Origin of the sequence: Chromatium okenii (assembly GCF_016583745.1) — a bacterium.
Taxonomy (GTDB): domain Bacteria; phylum Pseudomonadota; class Gammaproteobacteria; order Chromatiales; family Chromatiaceae; genus Chromatium; species Chromatium okenii.
On record NZ_NRRQ01000028.1, the window covers coordinates 1 to 16,306 of the forward strand.

Sequence of the window (16,306 nt, forward strand, 5' to 3'; positions counted from 1 at the left end):
CGGAGTAGCGATTAAAAACTGAATGTAATCTTGTTCGGTACATTTTGCAGCGTTCATCTTTGTATAGCCAAGCCAGAATAAATTGATTGCGGCACAACAGTAGGATTGAAGGTGCTGCGCCGATTTTGACAATCATTTTGTGGTGGATCGACTATATTCTAAAGCTATTTTTGGTCAACTGCGTAACTCCTATAAAGAGTCAACCGGTAATGCTGGAACCGTGACACTGATTGTTGAAGACCTGCTAGAAATGCTCAACGAGGCGAAGATTTCCAGCAGCACTTTTGCGACGGGTGATGCGGGAACAGTAACGGTTAAGGTCAGTGGTTTACTAGATATGCGCAACGGAGCGAATATTTCTACTGAAACAAAGGGCTCTAGCGCACTAGAGATGCCCAATGGAGCGAATACAAAGCAATCCGGTAATGCTAATACCATAATTATACAAGCTGACACGTTACGCCTCGACGGTTCTTTCACATCGATATCTAGTAATACTTCTTTAGGAACAGGTAATGCTGGCATGGTGTCAATCTCGGTTGACAATCTGCTAGAAGTTTCTAATTCAGCCAAAATTTCCAGCGACACATGGTTTTCTTCCGGTGACGCGGGATCAATATCGCTGATGGTTAATGGTTTACTGAAAGTGTTTGATGCGGCGTCAATTTCTAGTGATACATGGTTTTCTTCCGGCAACGCAGGGGATGTCACTGTGCGAGCTAATGCCATGTATCTTAGCAATGCAGCTTTCGCTTCGATATCGAGTACCGCTTTTAGTGGAACTGGTAACGCAGGCGATGTGACGTTAATAGTTGCAGATTCACTAAAAATAGTTAATGAAGGGGCAATTTCTAGCAATACCCAAGGTGGTACAGGTAATGCTGGAAGTGTAACAATACAAGCAGAAACAGTAAGCATCGATGGCGATATTGCCGATAAGTTCACAGGGATTTCAAGTGAAGCAAAAAAAAGTTCAACTGGCAATGCCGGAACTGTAACCTTAACTGTTGACGGATTATTGGAAGTGCTCAACGGGGCAGAAATTGCTAGCAGCACTTTTGCCACCGGAGATGCGGGAATGGTGAGAGTGCAAGCTGGTGAGTTGCGTCTTGATGATGCGGGGATTTACAGCCAAGCAACCAAAGATTCAACTGGTAATGCTGGAGCCGTGAATCTGACTGTTGACGGATTGCTGGAAGTGCTCAACGGGGCAGAAATTGCTAGCAGCACTTTTGCCATAGGCGATGCAGGAACTGTGACGGTGCAAGCTGGTCAGGTGCGTCTTAATGGTGCTGGACTTACCGATCAACTTACGGGAATTGCGAGCAGCGCAGAAGCAAGTTCAACCGGCAATGCCGGAACTGTAACCCTAACCGTTGACGGATTATTGGAAGTGCTCAACGGAGCTGTGATTATCAGCAGCACTTTTGCTATAGGCGATGCTGGCATGGTGACAGTGCAAGCCGGTGAGTTGCATCTTGATAGTCAAGGTTTCACGAATTGGCTTACCGGAATCGCAAGTGGTACGGAGTCAACCGGCAATGGCGGAGCTGTGAACCTGAGCGTTGATGGATTGCTGGAAGTGCTTAATGGGGCTCAGATTATCAGCAGCACTTTTGCCATAGGCGATGCTGGCATGGTGACAGTGCAAGCCGGTGAGTTGCATCTTGATAGTCAAGGTTTCACGAATTGGCTTACCGGAATCGCAAGTGGTACGGAGTCAACCGGCAATGGCGGAGCTGTGAACCTGAGCGTTGATGGATTGCTGGAAGTGCTTAATGGGGCGGCGATTTCTAGTAACACTTTCGCCACTGGCGATGCGGGAACAGTGACGGTACACGCCGGTGAGTTGCTTCTTGATGGTGGCGGACTTGCAGATCAATTCACGGGAATTGCGAGTAGCGCAGAAGCAAGTTCAACCGGTAATGCCGGAGCTGTAAACCTGACCGTTGCCGGTTTACTGGATGTGTTTAATGGGGCGGAGATTTCTAGCAGCACTTCCGCCACAGGCGATGCCGGAGCAGTGACGGTAAAAGCCGGTGAGTTGCGTCTTGATGATGCGGGGATTTACAGCCAAGCAAATGAAGATTCAACCGGACGAGTCGGCAATCTCAACATCGCTGCCACCACAATCACTCTCACCGATAACGCACAAATCAGTATCGCCGCGCTGCAAAACATTCCCGATCAAACGTTGTCGCTGGATCGGCGCATTCAAATTAACGCCGCATCGCTCGCACTCAACGCCAGCACCATCACCGCCCAAAGCACCGGCAACGTTCCCGCCGCTGCAATTCAAATCAACGCTGCCGACCTGCGTTTGAATGCCGCCAGCCGCATCACCACTGAATCACTCGCTGCCAACGCCGGCGCAATTACCATCGACGGCGACATTCTCTGGCTGCGCGATAGTCAAATCACCACTTCCGCCGAAGGTCAAAACGGCGACGGCGGCGACATCGTGCTCACGCCGCGCAATCTCATTTTGCAGAGCGGATTTATTCAAGCTAACACTGCTGCCAGCGGCGCTCGCGGCGGTGATATTCGCATCAATTCCGACACGCTAATTGCCAGCCAGCGGCTGCTCGCCGTCGGCGGCAATGAACGCCAAACTTTCATCGCAGGCGATGGGCGCAACATCATTCAAGCTGCCGCGCCCGGCGGTGAGCAGGGCAATATCAACATTCTCGCACTCAATCTGGACATCAGCGCGAGCGTGGTGCCGCCGTCTGCGCCGTTTGGTGATCCTGATGATTTGCTTGCAGATATTTGCCGCACGGTGAACGGCCCGCTCGCCAGCTCGCTGATTGATCGCGGCAATGGCGGCGTTCCTGCCGATCCCAGCGCCCCGGTCGCCGTCTCGCTGGGCGGAACCCGACTGGATCGGATTTTGAATCACGCGCCCGAATAATCCGCCCTTTGCCGCGAGGATCACGTTAATGAACAAACAGTTATGCGTTATCTGGCTGGCGCTGCTGTGGTTGCCAATGGCGACCAGCGGGGCAGTGGAAAATCCAGAGGCAACTGCTGCCGGTTTTGTCCTCAATCGCGTGCAATTCGAGGGCGGCGCGTCGCTGCCGCAAACCGAACTGAACGCCATCGTCGCGCCAGCCATCGGTCAACGGGTGACGCTGGCGGATGTCGAAGAGCTGCGGTATCGCTTGACGAAACACTATGTCGATCAAGGCTTTATCAACAGCGGCGTCGTGATCAAACCCAACCAGACCCTCGCTGACGGCGTGCTGATGTTCCAAATCATTCCCGGTCAACTCACCGAGATTCGCGTCAGCGGACAGGAGCGCTTGCGCCCGTCTTATCTCACCAAACGCCTCCAGCCCGATCCGACTGCGCCGTTCAACCGCTTGAAATTACAAGATCATTTCCAACTGCTGCTGCAAGACCCGCTCATTGCCCAATTGAAAGGGACGCTGCTGCCGGGTGCCGCGCCAGCCAGTGCCGTGCTTGATCTCGCCGTCACTCGCGCCCGAGCGTGGGATGTGGCGCTGCGCACCGATAACCATCGCCCGCCCAGCACCGGCGCAGAACGCGCTTATCTCACCGGCACGGTGCGCAATTTGACCGGCTTCGGCGACGCGCTTGATCTCAATTTCGGGCATGGTGACGAAGGCGACGGGCGCGAGGGCAGCATCAGTTGGTCGCTGCCGCTGACGGCGCAAGACACGCGGCTGGCGCTGCGTTATGAACGCAACGATGCGTCGTTGATTGAGGAACCGCTGGCGGATTTAGCGATTGACAGCGCCACCGAACGGCTGATGGTGGAGGTGTCACATCCAGTCTGGCACACGTTGCAAAGCACTTTGCGGCTCGGGGCGCAGCTCAGTCATGCCGAGAACACCACGCATCTGCTCGGTGAACCTTTTTCGTTTTCGGAAGGCGTGGTCAACGGCGCCAGCCAAGTCACCGCGCTGCGGCTGTCTCAGGAGTATTCGCGGCGTTTGACGCAGCAGGCATTTGCGCTGCGCTCGGTGTTCAGTTACGGGATGGACGCGCTGGATGCCACGATTCAAGCTGGCAACACGCCCGACAGCCGTTTCGTCGCTTGGCTTGGTCAAGGGCAATACGTCCGGCAATTGAGCCAGCACGGGACACAAATGATCGTGCGCGGCAGTCTGCAATTGGCGGGTGAACGGCTGCTGGCGCTGGAACAGTTTTCGCTTGGCGGTGCCGGCTCGGTGCGCGGTTATCGGGAAAATCAACTGGTTGGCGATAACGGCTACACCGCGTCAGCAGAAGTGCGTTATCCCGTTTGGGAAGGCGTGAAGTTTTTTGCTGCCAAACAACTGCTGCAACTCGCAGTCTTTACCGATGTCGGCAATGCGTGGGATCACGGTCATTACTCAGAACGCGACGGCGATCTGTGGTCAATCGGCGTGGGCGCGGTGTGGACGATTGAGAAACGGCTACAAGCGGAGCTGTATTTTGGTCACGCGCTCAATGATCCGCCGCCGGAGAAAGAGCACGACTGGCAGGATGAAGGCGTTCATTTCATGGTTCAGGTCGATTTTTAAGCGAGGCGACAAGATGCACATCCGAATCCTGCACACACTCACCTTGACCGCCGCGTTGCTGACTGCGCCACTCGCGCCAGCAGCAACCACCTGTCAACGCCCAGCCGCTGCGCCAGCCAGCCGTGAACAGGCGACTGCGCTTGCCGCGTGGAGCGCCACCATCGCGCAGCATTCCGCGCCAGCCGCTGCCATCATTGAGGCGCGGATTCGTCGCGCTGAAACCTATCGAATGCTGGGGCGTTATGCCGACGCGGAAGCAGATTTGATGACGGTGCTTAAATCCCCCCCAGCCCCCCTTTTTCAAAGGGGGGAGGAAGAAGAAAAGCCACCCGTTGATAAATCCCCCCAGCCCCCTTTGCTAAAGGGGGAGGAAAAGCCCCCCTTTGAAAAAGGGGGGTTGGGGGGATTTGAGATCGGGCAGTTAGGATTTTCAACGTTACACGCTACCGCCACGACCGCACTCGGTTTGCTTTATGCCCAGCAACGCCAATTCGCTCGCGCTGAAACGCAATTGCGCGACGCGCTGAATCAAGCCCGCGAACTCGCTGATCCGACGTTGATTGCCACTGCCGCCAACAGCTTGGGCAATGTCTTGTTGGAACAACAACATCAACCCGCAGCCAGCGCCGTGTATCGGGAGGCGCTCGCCCAAGCTCGCGCCGCCAACGATCCCGGATTAATAGCGAGCATCTCCCTCAATCTGGCACGAGTGGCGGGGAATTCCGCGCAGGCGCAGCGTGAATTGCAGACCGCTCACGCTGCGACGCAGCAAATCACCGTTGCGGCAGAACGGGCGGAATTGTTGCTGGCGCTGGCAGCGCGGGCGCGAGAATCCGGCAGCAGCTTGGCGCGTGAGAGCTTGCTGGAGGCAGAACAGATCGCGGCTGGCGCTGGTTTGGCGCGACTTCACGCGCAGGCACTCGCGCAGTTGAGCAGCTTGGCTGCCGCGTCGGGTCAATCTGATGAAGCGCAGGATTTAATCGCGCAGGCGCTGCGGTTTGCGCCGCTGGAGGCGTATGACTTGCGCTATCAATGGGAATGGCAATTGGGGCAATGGCTGCGCGATGCCGGTGAGCGACCGCGAGCGATTGCGGCATATCGCCGCGCCGTCGCGCATTTGCAGCACATCCGTTTGGATATTCCGGTCGAATACGCCGAAGGGCGCTCATCATTCCGCGAGACGCTCGCGCCGCTCTATCTCGGTCTCGCCGATTTGCTGTTTCAGGAAGCAGCGCAGCGCGACGACGCGGCACAACCGTTGCTGCGCGAAGCCCGCGACACGGTGGAACAGGTCAAACTCGATGAATTGCGGGACTATTTCCGCGACGCCTGCATCTTGCCGCTGCGTGAAGACATCGGCGCGTTGGCATCGCGCTCTGCCGTGTTTTATCCGGTCATCTTTGCGGAGCGGGTGGAATTGCTGGTGAGCATCGGCGAGCGGTTTTATCGCACGACTGCGCCGGTATCTCGTGAGCAAATTCAAATGGTTGCCGAGATTTTGGCGCTCAAATTGCGTTACGACAAACCGGCGGAGGCGGAATCCGCGCAACTGTACGAGTGGCTGATTGCGCCAATTGTGCCGTGGCTGACGGAACAGCGGGTTGAGACCTTGGTATTCGTGCCGGATGGCCCGCTGCGGGCGGTGCCACTCGCAGCGTTACGCGCCAGCGATGGGCGCTATCTCGTTGAAAGTTATGCAGTGGCGACTGTGCCGGGCTTGAAATTGCTGCCGCCAGACGACACCGCTCATGCCGATTTGACGACGCTGCTGGCAGGGTTGAGCCGACCGGGCCCGGTGGTGGATGAATTGCCGGCGTGGTGGGTGAACGCGCTGGTGCAACAAAATCGCGGACATCAATCCCCCCCAGCCCCCCTTTTCCAAAGGGGGGAGAAGGAAAAGCCCTCCTTTAGCAAAGGGGGGTTGGGGGGATTTGATCGGCGCGGCGTTTCAGCCTCCGCGCAGCAGTTGACTGCCGAACCGTTGCGAGCGGCACAAGCGGAGAAAATTGAGGCGCTGGCGCTGCCCGGCGTTGCTGAGGAAATCAAACAGTTAGCGGCGCGACTGCCGGGGCGCACGCTGCGCGATCAAGATTTCTTGCTGAAGCGTTTTGTCGCGGAGGTTGGCGGGCAGCCGTATCGCGTAGTGCATATCGCGTCGCATGGGCTATTTCAGGGGCCGCCGGAGGACAATTTCATCGTCACTTACGACCGCAAGCTCGACATGAAAACGCTGGCAACGATCTTGAAACCCAAAGAGTTAGCGCAGCGCCCGATTGAATTGTTGGTGTTGAGCGCCTGCCAAACGGCGGAAGGCGATGATCGCACGCCGCTGGGGTTGAGCGGCGTCGCGCTGCAATCGGGAGCGCGGAGTGCGCTGGGTTCGCTGTGGCCGGTCGGCGATGCGGCGACGCAGTTGTTAATGCAGCAGTTTTATAAGCAGCTCAAGCAGCCGGGCATGACGAAAGGACGGGCGTTGCAAGCGGCGCAAAAGGCGTTGCTTGCCAGCGACCAGTACCGCCAACCGAATGATTGGGCGGCATTTATTCTGGTCGGCAATTGGTTGTAATGCCGCGCATTAGCCACCGCTGGGGCGCAGCCGCACGCGGCGATTGATGCTGGCGCGGGGATTGTCACGATCAAACGGTTCGCTCTCGCCCTTGCCAACGGCGTGCAACCGCTCCGGCGCAATGCCAGTGGATTCAACGAGATAATGCTGCGCTGCTTGCGCCCGCTGTTCTGACAATTCCTGATTGTAGGCGGCAGAACCGGCATCATCGCTGTGCCCTTCAACCAACCACGAAATCCCCTCAAATTGCGGTGAAGTCAACGCTTTACCGAGTTTTCCCAGCTCGGTCATCGCATCCTTGGTCAGTCGCGCTGAGTTGTAGCCGAAATAAATCGACACGCCATCGGCAGTATCTGCCCGCTCGCTGGCGCGGGGCGCGTAAACATCTGGCACGGGCTGGCGGCGCGGTTTGGGCGCAGCAGGTCGCACGTTTTCATCAGTATCAACGACTTTGCGCGGACGCGGTGCCGGGGCTGGCGCATCTGCTTTGTGGTGCGGAGTGGGCGCAGCAGTCGTTTTCCGCGCTGGCGCAGCAGCCGGTTTTTCAGCCGGAGTTTGCAACTCCCGCCCCGTCACCAAACCGCGCTTGCGCTCCATCACGCGATTGAGCGCCTGTTCGTAATCATCGACGCTGGCACCGCGCTTCATGTATTCCTCAGCGGCTACCGCTGCGCTGCCGCTGCTGAGCGCCAGCATCAGCGCGATTTCAATCAAATACTTGTTTTTATTACTCATCTTCGTGCCTCCTCCGGTTGTTCCTCGCCTTGATGCGCCAGCAACATCGACGGCTGCGGATCATCAGGCGGGACGTTAAATAACCGCAACGCGCCTTCCATCACTTTTTGAAACACCGGTGCCGCTACCAAACCGCCGTAGTATTCCTTGCCGCCCGGCTCGTCGATCATCACCACCATCACCAAACGCGGCTTGCCAGCGGGCACAAAACCCGCAAACACCGATTGATAGCGTTTGCTGCCATATCCTTTTGGCCCCGCCTTTTTCGCCGTGCCGGTTTTACCGCCGACGCGATAGCCAGCGATCTTGGCCTTGATCGCAGTGCCCTGTTCCGACACCACCGTTTCCATCATCGCCCGCAATTTGCGCGTGGTATCGGCGCTCAGAATCCGCACCGATTTCCGTTTTAGCGCCGTTTTGCCCGGCTCATATTTCACCAACGTCACCGGATGCTTGATGCCATCGGCTGCCAACACGCCATACGCCTGCGCGAGTTGCAGCGCCGTCACCGAAAAGCTGTAGCCAAAAGACATCGTGGCATGTTCAAACGGACGCCAGCGCGAGTAGTGACGCAAGCGCCCGGTGCTCTCGCCGGGAAAACCCACGCCGGTGACATGCCCGAAGCCGAGCTGGTCATACAGTCCCCACAGCGTGGCGTAATCCATTTTTTGCGCGATCTTCACCGAGCCGACATTGCTGGATTTCGTAATGATTCCAGTGACATCGAGATTGCCGTAGTTATGCACATCGCGGACGACATTGCTGCCGATTTTGAGCGTGCCGGAGCTGGTGCTAAAGCGCGTGGTCGGCGCGATCAAACCGCGTTCCAACGCTGCTGCGACCACAAATGGTTTTGCCGTTGAGCCGGGCTCCATCACGTCCGTCAGCGCCCGATTGCGCCGGCGTTCGCCGCTGCCGCCGCGCTCCGTTTCGACATTCGGGTTGTAGCCGGGCTGATTGACCATCGCCAACACCTCGCCGGTGTTGACATCCAACACCACGACCGTGCCGCTTTTGGCTTGATGCTTTTTCACCGCCTCCATCAATTCGCGGTAAGCGAGAAATTGCAGCCGCCGATCCAAACTCAGCACCAAATCCTTGCCCTGTCGCGGCGGTCGAATTTGCTCAATTTCCTGCACGATGCGCTGGCGTCCGTCGTGCAGCACGCGCCGCAAACCGGGTTCTGCTTTCAAATGATGGTCATACGCCAGCTCCAGCCCTTCTTGCCCGCGATCTTCAATGTTGGTGAAGCCAATCAGGTGACTGAACACCTCTGCGCCCGGATAAAAGCGCCGATATTCGGTTTCAAACGCGACGCCTTCGAGCTTGTGCTGTTTGATCAGCGCGTGGACGGCAGCCGCCTCATCAAAACCCAGACGGCGCTTGAGATACAAAAAACCCCGCGTGCGATTGATCTCAATTTTTTCCCGCAGCTCATCCGCCTGCAATCCCAACGCTTGCGCCAATGCCGGGATCAGCGTCGGCTGCGTGATCAATTTGCGCGGATCAGCCCACACCGTTTCCACCGGAGTGCTGACTGCCAGCGGTTCGCCGTTGCGATCCATGATGACGCCGCGCCGCGCTGCGATTTCCGCCACGCGCAGATAACGCCGTTCGCCCTGCGTTTGCAGAAAGTCGGTCTCAATCACTTGCCGATAAAACACCGCGCCGCACAGCAGCACAAACGCGGTGGATAACGCGCCCACCAGTAACTGACGCCGCAGTTGGAAGTTGGGTTTTGCCAGTGGTGGCGGCGTGGCGCGAGCACGGCGCGGCGGATTGGTGCGAGAACGGCGCGGCGAGCTGCTCGCACCTTGCGGGGCGCTGGCGCTCGCCGCTGGCGCAGCGGGAGTGGAGTCTTCAACGGTCATGGGTGGTGTCCTCAATGAACAGAACGTCGCTCAAACGCGGCGCAAACATGTCGAGTTCATAACGCGCCTTGCGTTCGATGCGGACGTGGGTAGACAACGCAGCTTCCTCCAACCGCAGGCGATTCCATTCAATATCAACGGCATCGCGCTGGGCGCGGAGTTCTTGCAACTGCCCAAAATACAGGCGAGCGCGGTATTTGGTATGCACCACCGCGACGGCGGAGGCGATGACTGCCAGCGCCAGCACGGCAACCATCCATAAACCGGGGCGAATCATGCCGCACCGCAGCGTTCGGCGCTGCGCATGATGGCGCTGCGGGCGCGGGGATTGGCGGCGACTTCGGCTGGCGCGGGGCGAATGGGTTTATTAAGAGCGCGTAAGCGCCCTTGAATTGCCGTGTATGGAATAGGCAATCCTTTCGGAAAAATGGGCCCTTGTTCTTCACGGCGAATAAATTGTTTCACAATACGATCTTCCAAGGAGTGAAAACTAATCACGACGAAACGCCCATTAGTATTTAATTGCAGCAGCATTTGCGTTAAGCATTGCTGCAATTCAGTGAGTTCATTATTGATGTGAATACGCAAGGCTTGAAAAGTCCGAGTAGCGGGATGTTTGCCCGGTTCGCGGGTCGGCACCGCCCGTGTGACCAATTCTGCCAATTGGGTTGTGGTGAGCAAGGGACGTTCTAAACGCGCCGTGATGATGGCATTGGCGATGCGTTTTGCAAAGCGTTCTTCACCAAAATCTCGCAGCACTTCAATGAGTTGTGTTTGCGTGGCGTGTGCCAGCCACTGTGCGGCAGATTCGCCACAACTGGGGTCCATCCGCATATCCAGCGGGCCGTTGGCGCTAAAACTAAACCCGCGCTCGGCGGTGTCCAGTTGCGGTGAGGAGACGCCGAGATCAAGCAAAATCCCGTCAACCGGTTGCGAGAGATGCGTTGCTAACGCACTGAATGGACTGTGAATAATGCTAAAGCGCGGATCAGCAGCGGCGAGGGTTTGGGCGGCGGCGATGGCGGCGGGATCGCGGTCACAAGCGATCAAGCGTCCAGCGGCATTGAGACGCGCCAGAATAGCGCGACTGTGTCCGCCGCGCCCGAAGGTGGCGTCAAGGTAACAGCCAGCGGGATTGTGTACCAAAGCGGTGACGCTTTCTTCTAATAAAACAGGGAGGTGCATCGTTATATCCTAAAATTGAGCGCGGTGCTTCATTCGCGGGCTGCGAATCATGCCGCAATCAATTCTATGCGATCAATTGCGTCTCCATGCTGCCGTTTAATGGCTGTGTTGCGCGAGTTGGTGGCTAAAAATAGCGAGAAAGGGGCGGGACTGAGAGTGCATTCCAATTTTGTCGATCAATTCGCAAAGACGCTCGCCGCAAATGGTCTAAAATCCACCTGCCAACGTCGTTGGCTGCATAACGTCCTCAACATCATCGGAGTTTCATTATGACCGTTGCTTTCCAAACGACTGACACGCTGCTCGACGACCTCAACCCACTTGATGCGGCAGCGCCCGCTGGCGCAGTGCGAACCAGTTATGCCGACGCGGTGATGGATGAGACGGTGTCGTTTGCCGAGAAGATTGATTTTGAAGCAGGAGATTTCCCGCATTCGCTCGCCACCGCTGATTTTGATGGCGACGGCAAGCTCGATTTAGTGACGACTAACTTTAACGCGGACAAGGTTTCAGTGCGGTTCAACACCAGCACCGGCGACACGCTTTCTTTTGATCCCAGCAGTACTTTTGCCACCGGCAATCAGCCACATTCGGTGACTGCTGCCGACATCACCGGTGATGGCAAACTCGATTTGATCGTCGCTAATCACGACTACAACTACGACTCCGGAGCTTATTCCGGCACGATTTCCGTGCTGGAAAACACCAGCTTTCCGGGGGCAATTGGTTTTGCTGACCAGTTTCAGTTAACTACTGGACCGCTGCCCGCCTCGGCTATTAGCGCCGATATTGACGGTGACGGTTTCGCTGACTTGATCGCCGCTAATCACTACAGCTCTGGCGGCAACAGCATTTCCGTGCTGCGCAACACCAGCGCCAGCGGGAAATTCGGCTTTGCCGCCAAGATTGATGTCATTGTGGGTACTAATCCAGCTTCAGTGACCAGCGCCGACGTTAATGGCGACGGTAAGCTCGATTTAATCACCGCTAACTACTCCAGCAACAACGTTTCGGTGCTGCTTAACACTAGCACCAGCGGGAAGGTTAGTTTTGCCGACAAAGTTGATATCACTGTGGGTACTAATCCAATTTCAGTGATCAGCGCCGACGTTAATGGTGACGGCAAGACCGATCTCATCACCGCTAACGAAGGCAGCGACACCGTGTCGGTGCTTTTCAATACCTCCACTGCTGAAAGAGTGAGTTTTGCAAAAAAGGATTACGTCGTTGGCGATATCCCAGCGCGTGTCACCACCGCCGATGTTGATGGCAGTGGTCGTGCTGACATCATCGTCACCAACTCAGGCAGCGACACGGTTTCAGTGTTGAAAAACATTTCTGCTGTTGGCTCAACTCAATTTTTTGCAGACAAGATTGATTTTAAGACCGGCGATCAGCCGCTTGGCGTCACCAGCGCTGATGTCAACGACGACGGCAAACTCGATTTGCTCGTTGCTAATACCTACGGTGACACCGTTTCCGTGCTGCTTAACACGGGCGTCGGCGAGGCGAATCACATCCCCACCGGTAGCAGCCAAACGCTCACCGCCAGCGCCAATGTCGCCACGATCCTGACGCTTGCCGACTTTGGATTTAGCGACGCCGATCCCCGCGACACCCTGCAATCCGTCACCATCACCAGCTTGCCAGCGACCGGCAGCCTCACGCTGTTTAGCGACGCCGTCACCCGCAATCAAGAAATCACCGCCACCGATATTGCTGCCGATGGTTTGGTGTTCACCGCTCCGCCCAGCGGCAAGGTGAATTTCAGTTTCAAAGTCAGTGACGGCGTCGCGCTGTCTACTTCAGCCGCCACGCTCACCTTCAACATTGAAGCGGCGCTTGATGATCTGGTCATCACCGGCACGGCAGGCAGTGACCAGCTCGTAAGCAATGCCAACGTCGCCGGCAACGATCAATTAAGCGGCTTGGCTGGCAACGATAAATTATCCAGTTTTGACGGCAACGACACGCTTGACGGCGGAGCTGGCAATGACATTCTCGATGGCGGCGCGGGTGCCGACAGCATGATTGGCGGAGCAGGCAACGACAGCTATGCCGTTGATAACGTTGGTGATGTGGTGGTCGAAACCAGCACCGGCGGCACCGATACGGTTGCCAGCACTCTCGCCAGCTACACCTTGGCAGCCAATGTTGAAAACGGACGCATTGTGAGCACGGGCGCTTCTGATCTCACCGGCAACGCGCTGAACAACCTGCTGACAGCGGGCAACGGCGATAACGTCATCGACGGCGGCGCTGGCATTGATACCGTGTCGTATGCCAACGCCACCAAAGCCGTCACCGTGAATCTCACCACCAGCGCTGCGCAGAAAACCGGCGGCTCCGGCAGTGATCGCTTGACTGCAATTGAAAACCTCACCGGCTCAAATAACGCAGACACGTTGAGCGGCAATAGCGGCGCGAATGTGCTGGCAGGCGGCGGTGGCAATGACAAGCTGACCGGTGGCGCGGGAATAGACACCTTCCGTTTTGATAGTGCGCTTAAAGCCAGCAACGTCGATACCATTACTGATTTCAATATCAAAGATGACACCATCCAATTGGAAAATGCCATTTTCAAAAAACTCTTGACGGTGGGGGCGCTGAGTAAAACAACCAGCTTTGTCGCAAATACTGCTGGCGCTGCGAAAGATGCCAACGATTTCATCATTCACGATACCGACAGCGGGGCGCTGTTTTATGATGCGGATGGATCAGGCGCTGGCGCAGCGGTGCAATTTGCAATCGTCACCGTTGGCGTGGCGCTAACGGCAGCGGATTTCGTGGTGGTTTAACCACTTATTTTTAACGTAGCAACAGGCTTGCAGCAATTGCAAGCCTGTTTTAATCAACTGTTGATTTCATCAAACACCTTCGTTTTATACCGATCGCGCTTTAAGCGCATCCGCGAGGCAAATAAAATGACTACTGAAGTGGGTTTTTTTAGGAGAACGTGGGTTATTGTTTTTGGCGTTTGTAGCGTCATAACCACCGGCATCGGATTAGTGAGTAATGCTTTAAACATTACAGGTTACTTGGCGAGTGACTTAAAACAACAAGACGACGTTGCTCAATTTCAGCCGTCACAAAAAATGCAGCGGTATGGTGAAGAAGAACGTCAAGCAGAAAGGCAACGGTTGATTGAAGAGGAACGCCAAGCTGAAATGCAACGGTTGATTGAAGAGGGTACGCAACAAGCAGTATTGCGAATGCAGGAACAGCAACAAGAAGAACAACGTCGTGCGGAACAAGCGCGTCAATTTGAAGTGCAGCGGCTGTTTGAACAAAATCAACAGCAAGCGAAAATTGAGCAGGAACGTATTGATGAACAGAATGCACAACAAGCACTATTGCAAATGCAGGCACAGCAGGAACGGGAAGCGCAACGGGTATTGGAGCGTAACAATCAAGCATTACATACGGTGCAATTTTATTTTGAATCTGTGAACCGTCATCAAATCAATAAAGTCATCGACATTTTAGCAAATCCCACTGATAAAACCCGTAAAGTATTGGAAAATACCGAATGGGTTCGCCTGAACGATATTGCATTGGCGAGTGCTGATGACGATCAGGCAATTGTCAATGTGCGTTTCCAAGGCAAATCAAAAGATACTGCGGCGCGAGAATATGCTGGCAGTATTCCACTGCAATGGCGCGACCAAGAATGGAAAATTGTTACCCTCAAGCAATTGCAGCAGGTATCAAATACCGTCAAACCGCCAGTGACCGATCATGCGCCAGATCGAGAAGAAGAATACGAAGGTGTGACTGAAACAGAAGTAGATTCTCCAGATGAAAGCGTTGCGAATGCACCGAGCGTTACACAGGGGGATCGTTATATTTACGAATCGATTTACCCGAATAATCCTAAAAGCAACAATAAAACCGAACGAGTTGTTGCCGCTGTCACCAACAAAAAAATCCTGCTGTATTCAAAAAATCTCACCAGCGATTCTATTCGCCAACTGGAATATACGCCAGAATGGAATTTTTTAAGCAGTAAAAACAAAGAAGGCGCGGGATTAACATATCAGCCGCCGCTCAAATACTTTAAGTTTCCGCTAACGACTGGTGATTCATGGAATCAAGATAGCACTGAAACGAATACCAAAACCGGTAAGAAAAGAAAACACACTATCAAAGCAAGTGTCGGTGATTGGGAAGAAGTGACGGTGCCCGCTGGAACATTTACGGCAATTAAAGTTACTGCGCAGACGACAGTGATTGATCTTGAAACCGGGAAAATGACCGTCGGAAAAGATATTTCTTGGTATGCTCCCGATGTCGGGCGCTCCGTTAAATCTTTACTCACCAGCACGAGTCCTGATGGTCAACAGGAAAAACAGACCATTCAACTTCTTGAATATCATCCAGTCGAAACCGGTGATTAAAACCGCTTTGGATTTAGCGTTGCAACTGTTCATAAGGAGTGCGATTGCACCGCACTCCACAGCAGTTTTGAATGCGTCAAACAAATGATGCAACCCGCATTTTTTATTTCGGTAAATCCTCCAAACATTGCGCCAGCGAATACTGCCAAGCGGGCATCGCTAATCCAAAGGTTGTTTCAAAGTGCGTATTATCAAGCACCGAATAGAGCGGTCGCTGGGCTGGTGCGGGATATTCACTGGATGGAATCGGAATGATGGTGGATTGGAAACCACTGGCAGCAAGAATTGTTTGTGCAAATCCGCACCAACTCACTTGACCTCCTCCAGTTAAATGATAAATTCTGCCCGCTTGCGCTAAATTTATCTCATTATGCAATACCCGCTGCAATACCAATGCAGTCAATTCCGCCAACATGCGGCTCCAAGTCGGTGCGCCAATCTGGTCATCCACCACACGCAACACATCGCGCTCACGAAATAAGCGCAACATCGTTAATAAGAAATTTGCGCCGCGTAGACCATAAACCCAACTGGTACGCAGAATTAAAGCATTCGCACCAGAAGTCAGTAATGCCTGCTCGCCAGCAAATTTGGTTGCACCATATACATTCAGCGGTGCTGGCGTGTCAGTTTCAATATACGGTCGATTTGATGTTCCAGAAAACACAAAATCGGTTGAATAATGAATGATTGGAACGCCACGCGCTGCTAATAAAAACCCTAATTCGCCAACCGCATCAGCGTTAATCCGTTGGGCGCTAAAGTGATCCGTTTCAGCTTTATCAACAGCAGTATAAGCGGCAGCATTAACAACGGCATCTGGTGCGCTATCGCAAACGAGCTTTTCTAAAGCAGTTTGATTCATTAAATCAACGGTAGGGCCATATTTACCTTCTAACGAAGCAGCAATAACGGTACCCAATCCGGCAAGCGTGCGTTGTAATTCCCAACCAACTTGACCACTAGCACCAATGAGTAAAATACGTGGTGAATATGCCATAAATAAGTTCACAAATAAAGTTT

Annotated in this window: 11 protein-coding genes; 5 read left to right on the forward strand and 6 right to left on the reverse strand. The window is 54.7% G+C overall.

Annotation, left to right across the window (positions count from 1 at the left end; genetic code table 11):
* Positions 1-189 precede the first annotated feature (189 nt).
* Positions 190-1,065 (reverse strand): hypothetical protein, encoded by an 876-nt coding sequence (locus CKO12_RS10735; protein ID WP_200154742.1) that lies wholly within the window; start codon positions 1,063-1,065, stop codon positions 190-192.
* Positions 1,066-1,078: 13 nt separating this feature from the next.
* Here CKO12_RS10735 and CKO12_RS10740 point away from each other — a divergent pair, with 13 nt between their 5' ends.
* The 3 genes from CKO12_RS10740 to CKO12_RS10750 are packed head-to-tail and all read left to right on the forward strand — an operon-like array spanning position 1,079 to position 7,095.
* Positions 1,079-2,911 (forward strand): beta strand repeat-containing protein, encoded by a 1,833-nt coding sequence (locus CKO12_RS10740; protein ID WP_200154743.1) that lies wholly within the window; start codon positions 1,079-1,081, stop codon positions 2,909-2,911.
* 28 nt (positions 2,912-2,939) lie between these two features.
* A complete protein-coding gene (locus tag CKO12_RS10745) occupies positions 2,940-4,529 on the forward strand; it encodes a ShlB/FhaC/HecB family hemolysin secretion/activation protein (protein ID WP_200154744.1) in 1,590 nt (529 codons plus the stop codon).
* A gap of 13 nt (positions 4,530-4,542) precedes the next feature.
* Positions 4,543-7,095, forward strand: coding sequence for a CHAT domain-containing protein (locus CKO12_RS10750; protein WP_200154745.1), 2,553 nt, complete (start codon positions 4,543-4,545; stop codon positions 7,093-7,095).
* A 9-nt stretch (positions 7,096-7,104) separates the two neighbouring features.
* Here the strand turns inward: CKO12_RS10750 and CKO12_RS10755 are convergent, their stop codons facing one another.
* Genes CKO12_RS10755 through rsmH form a run of 4 tightly spaced genes read right to left on the reverse strand, consistent with a single transcriptional unit; the run spans position 7,105 to position 10,886 of the window.
* A complete protein-coding gene (locus CKO12_RS10755) occupies positions 7,105-7,830 on the reverse strand; it encodes an OmpA family protein (protein WP_200154746.1) in 726 nt (241 codons plus the stop codon).
* Entirely contained in the window at positions 7,827-9,701 is a 1,875-nt protein-coding gene (locus tag CKO12_RS10760; protein ID WP_200154747.1) for a peptidoglycan D,D-transpeptidase FtsI family protein, read from the reverse strand. Before CKO12_RS10760 ends, CKO12_RS10755 begins: the two co-directional genes overlap by 4 nt.
* Positions 9,691-9,978: a cell division protein FtsL gene (ftsL, locus tag CKO12_RS10765; RefSeq protein ID WP_200154748.1), complete on the reverse strand. Its 288-nt coding sequence runs from the start codon at positions 9,976-9,978 to the stop codon at positions 9,691-9,693. Before ftsL ends, CKO12_RS10760 begins: the two co-directional genes overlap by 11 nt.
* On the reverse strand, positions 9,975-10,886 hold the full coding sequence (gene rsmH / locus CKO12_RS10770; RefSeq protein ID WP_200154749.1) for a 16S rRNA (cytosine(1402)-N(4))-methyltransferase RsmH: 912 nt from the start codon (positions 10,884-10,886) through the stop codon (positions 9,975-9,977). Before rsmH ends, ftsL begins: the two co-directional genes overlap by 4 nt.
* 269 nt (positions 10,887-11,155) lie before the next feature.
* Between rsmH and CKO12_RS10775 the strand changes: the two genes are divergently transcribed.
* Both CKO12_RS10775 and CKO12_RS10785 read left to right on the forward strand, forming a co-directional pair.
* Positions 11,156-13,684 carry an FG-GAP-like repeat-containing protein gene (locus CKO12_RS10775; RefSeq protein WP_200154750.1) on the forward strand — a complete coding sequence of 843 codons (2,529 nt, stop codon included), beginning with the start codon at positions 11,156-11,158 and terminating at the stop codon, positions 13,682-13,684.
* A gap of 297 nt (positions 13,685-13,981) precedes the next feature.
* Complete coding sequence (locus tag CKO12_RS10785) at positions 13,982-15,283, forward strand: TapB family protein (RefSeq protein WP_200154752.1); 1,302 nt, start codon at positions 13,982-13,984, stop codon at positions 15,281-15,283.
* A gap of 103 nt (positions 15,284-15,386) precedes the next feature.
* Here CKO12_RS10785 and rfbD read toward each other — a convergent pair whose 3' ends face one another.
* On the reverse strand, positions 15,387-16,283 hold the full coding sequence (rfbD, locus tag CKO12_RS10790) for a dTDP-4-dehydrorhamnose reductase (RefSeq protein WP_200154753.1): 897 nt from the start codon (positions 16,281-16,283) through the stop codon (positions 15,387-15,389).
* Positions 16,284-16,306 lie beyond the last annotated feature (23 nt).

What these genes read in the sequence shown, in the direction of transcription:
- CKO12_RS10775 (WP_200154750.1), top strand. Translation starts at nt 11,156, where the DNA reads ATGACCGTTGCTTTCCAAACGACTGACACGCTGCTCGACGACCTCAAC.
- CKO12_RS10760 (WP_200154747.1), bottom strand. Translation starts at nt 9,701, where the DNA reads ATGACCGTTGAAGACTCCACTCCCGCTGCGCCAGCGGCGAGCGCCAGC.
- CKO12_RS10785 (WP_200154752.1), top strand. Translation starts at nt 13,982, where the DNA reads ATGCAGCGGTATGGTGAAGAAGAACGTCAAGCAGAAAGGCAACGGTTG.
- CKO12_RS10755 (WP_200154746.1), bottom strand. Translation starts at nt 7,830, where the DNA reads ATGAGTAATAAAAACAAGTATTTGATTGAAATCGCGCTGATGCTGGCG.
- rfbD (WP_200154753.1), bottom strand. Translation starts at nt 16,283, where the DNA reads ATGGCATATTCACCACGTATTTTACTCATTGGTGCTAGTGGTCAAGTT.
- CKO12_RS10745 (WP_200154744.1), top strand. Translation starts at nt 2,940, where the DNA reads ATGAACAAACAGTTATGCGTTATCTGGCTGGCGCTGCTGTGGTTGCCA.
- rsmH (WP_200154749.1), bottom strand. Translation starts at nt 10,886, where the DNA reads ATGCACCTCCCTGTTTTATTAGAAGAAAGCGTCACCGCTTTGGTACAC.
- ftsL (WP_200154748.1), bottom strand. Translation starts at nt 9,978, where the DNA reads ATGATTCGCCCCGGTTTATGGATGGTTGCCGTGCTGGCGCTGGCAGTC.
- CKO12_RS10750 (WP_200154745.1), top strand. Translation starts at nt 4,543, where the DNA reads ATGCACATCCGAATCCTGCACACACTCACCTTGACCGCCGCGTTGCTG.
- CKO12_RS10740 (WP_200154743.1), top strand. Translation starts at nt 1,079, where the DNA reads ATGGTGAGAGTGCAAGCTGGTGAGTTGCGTCTTGATGATGCGGGGATT.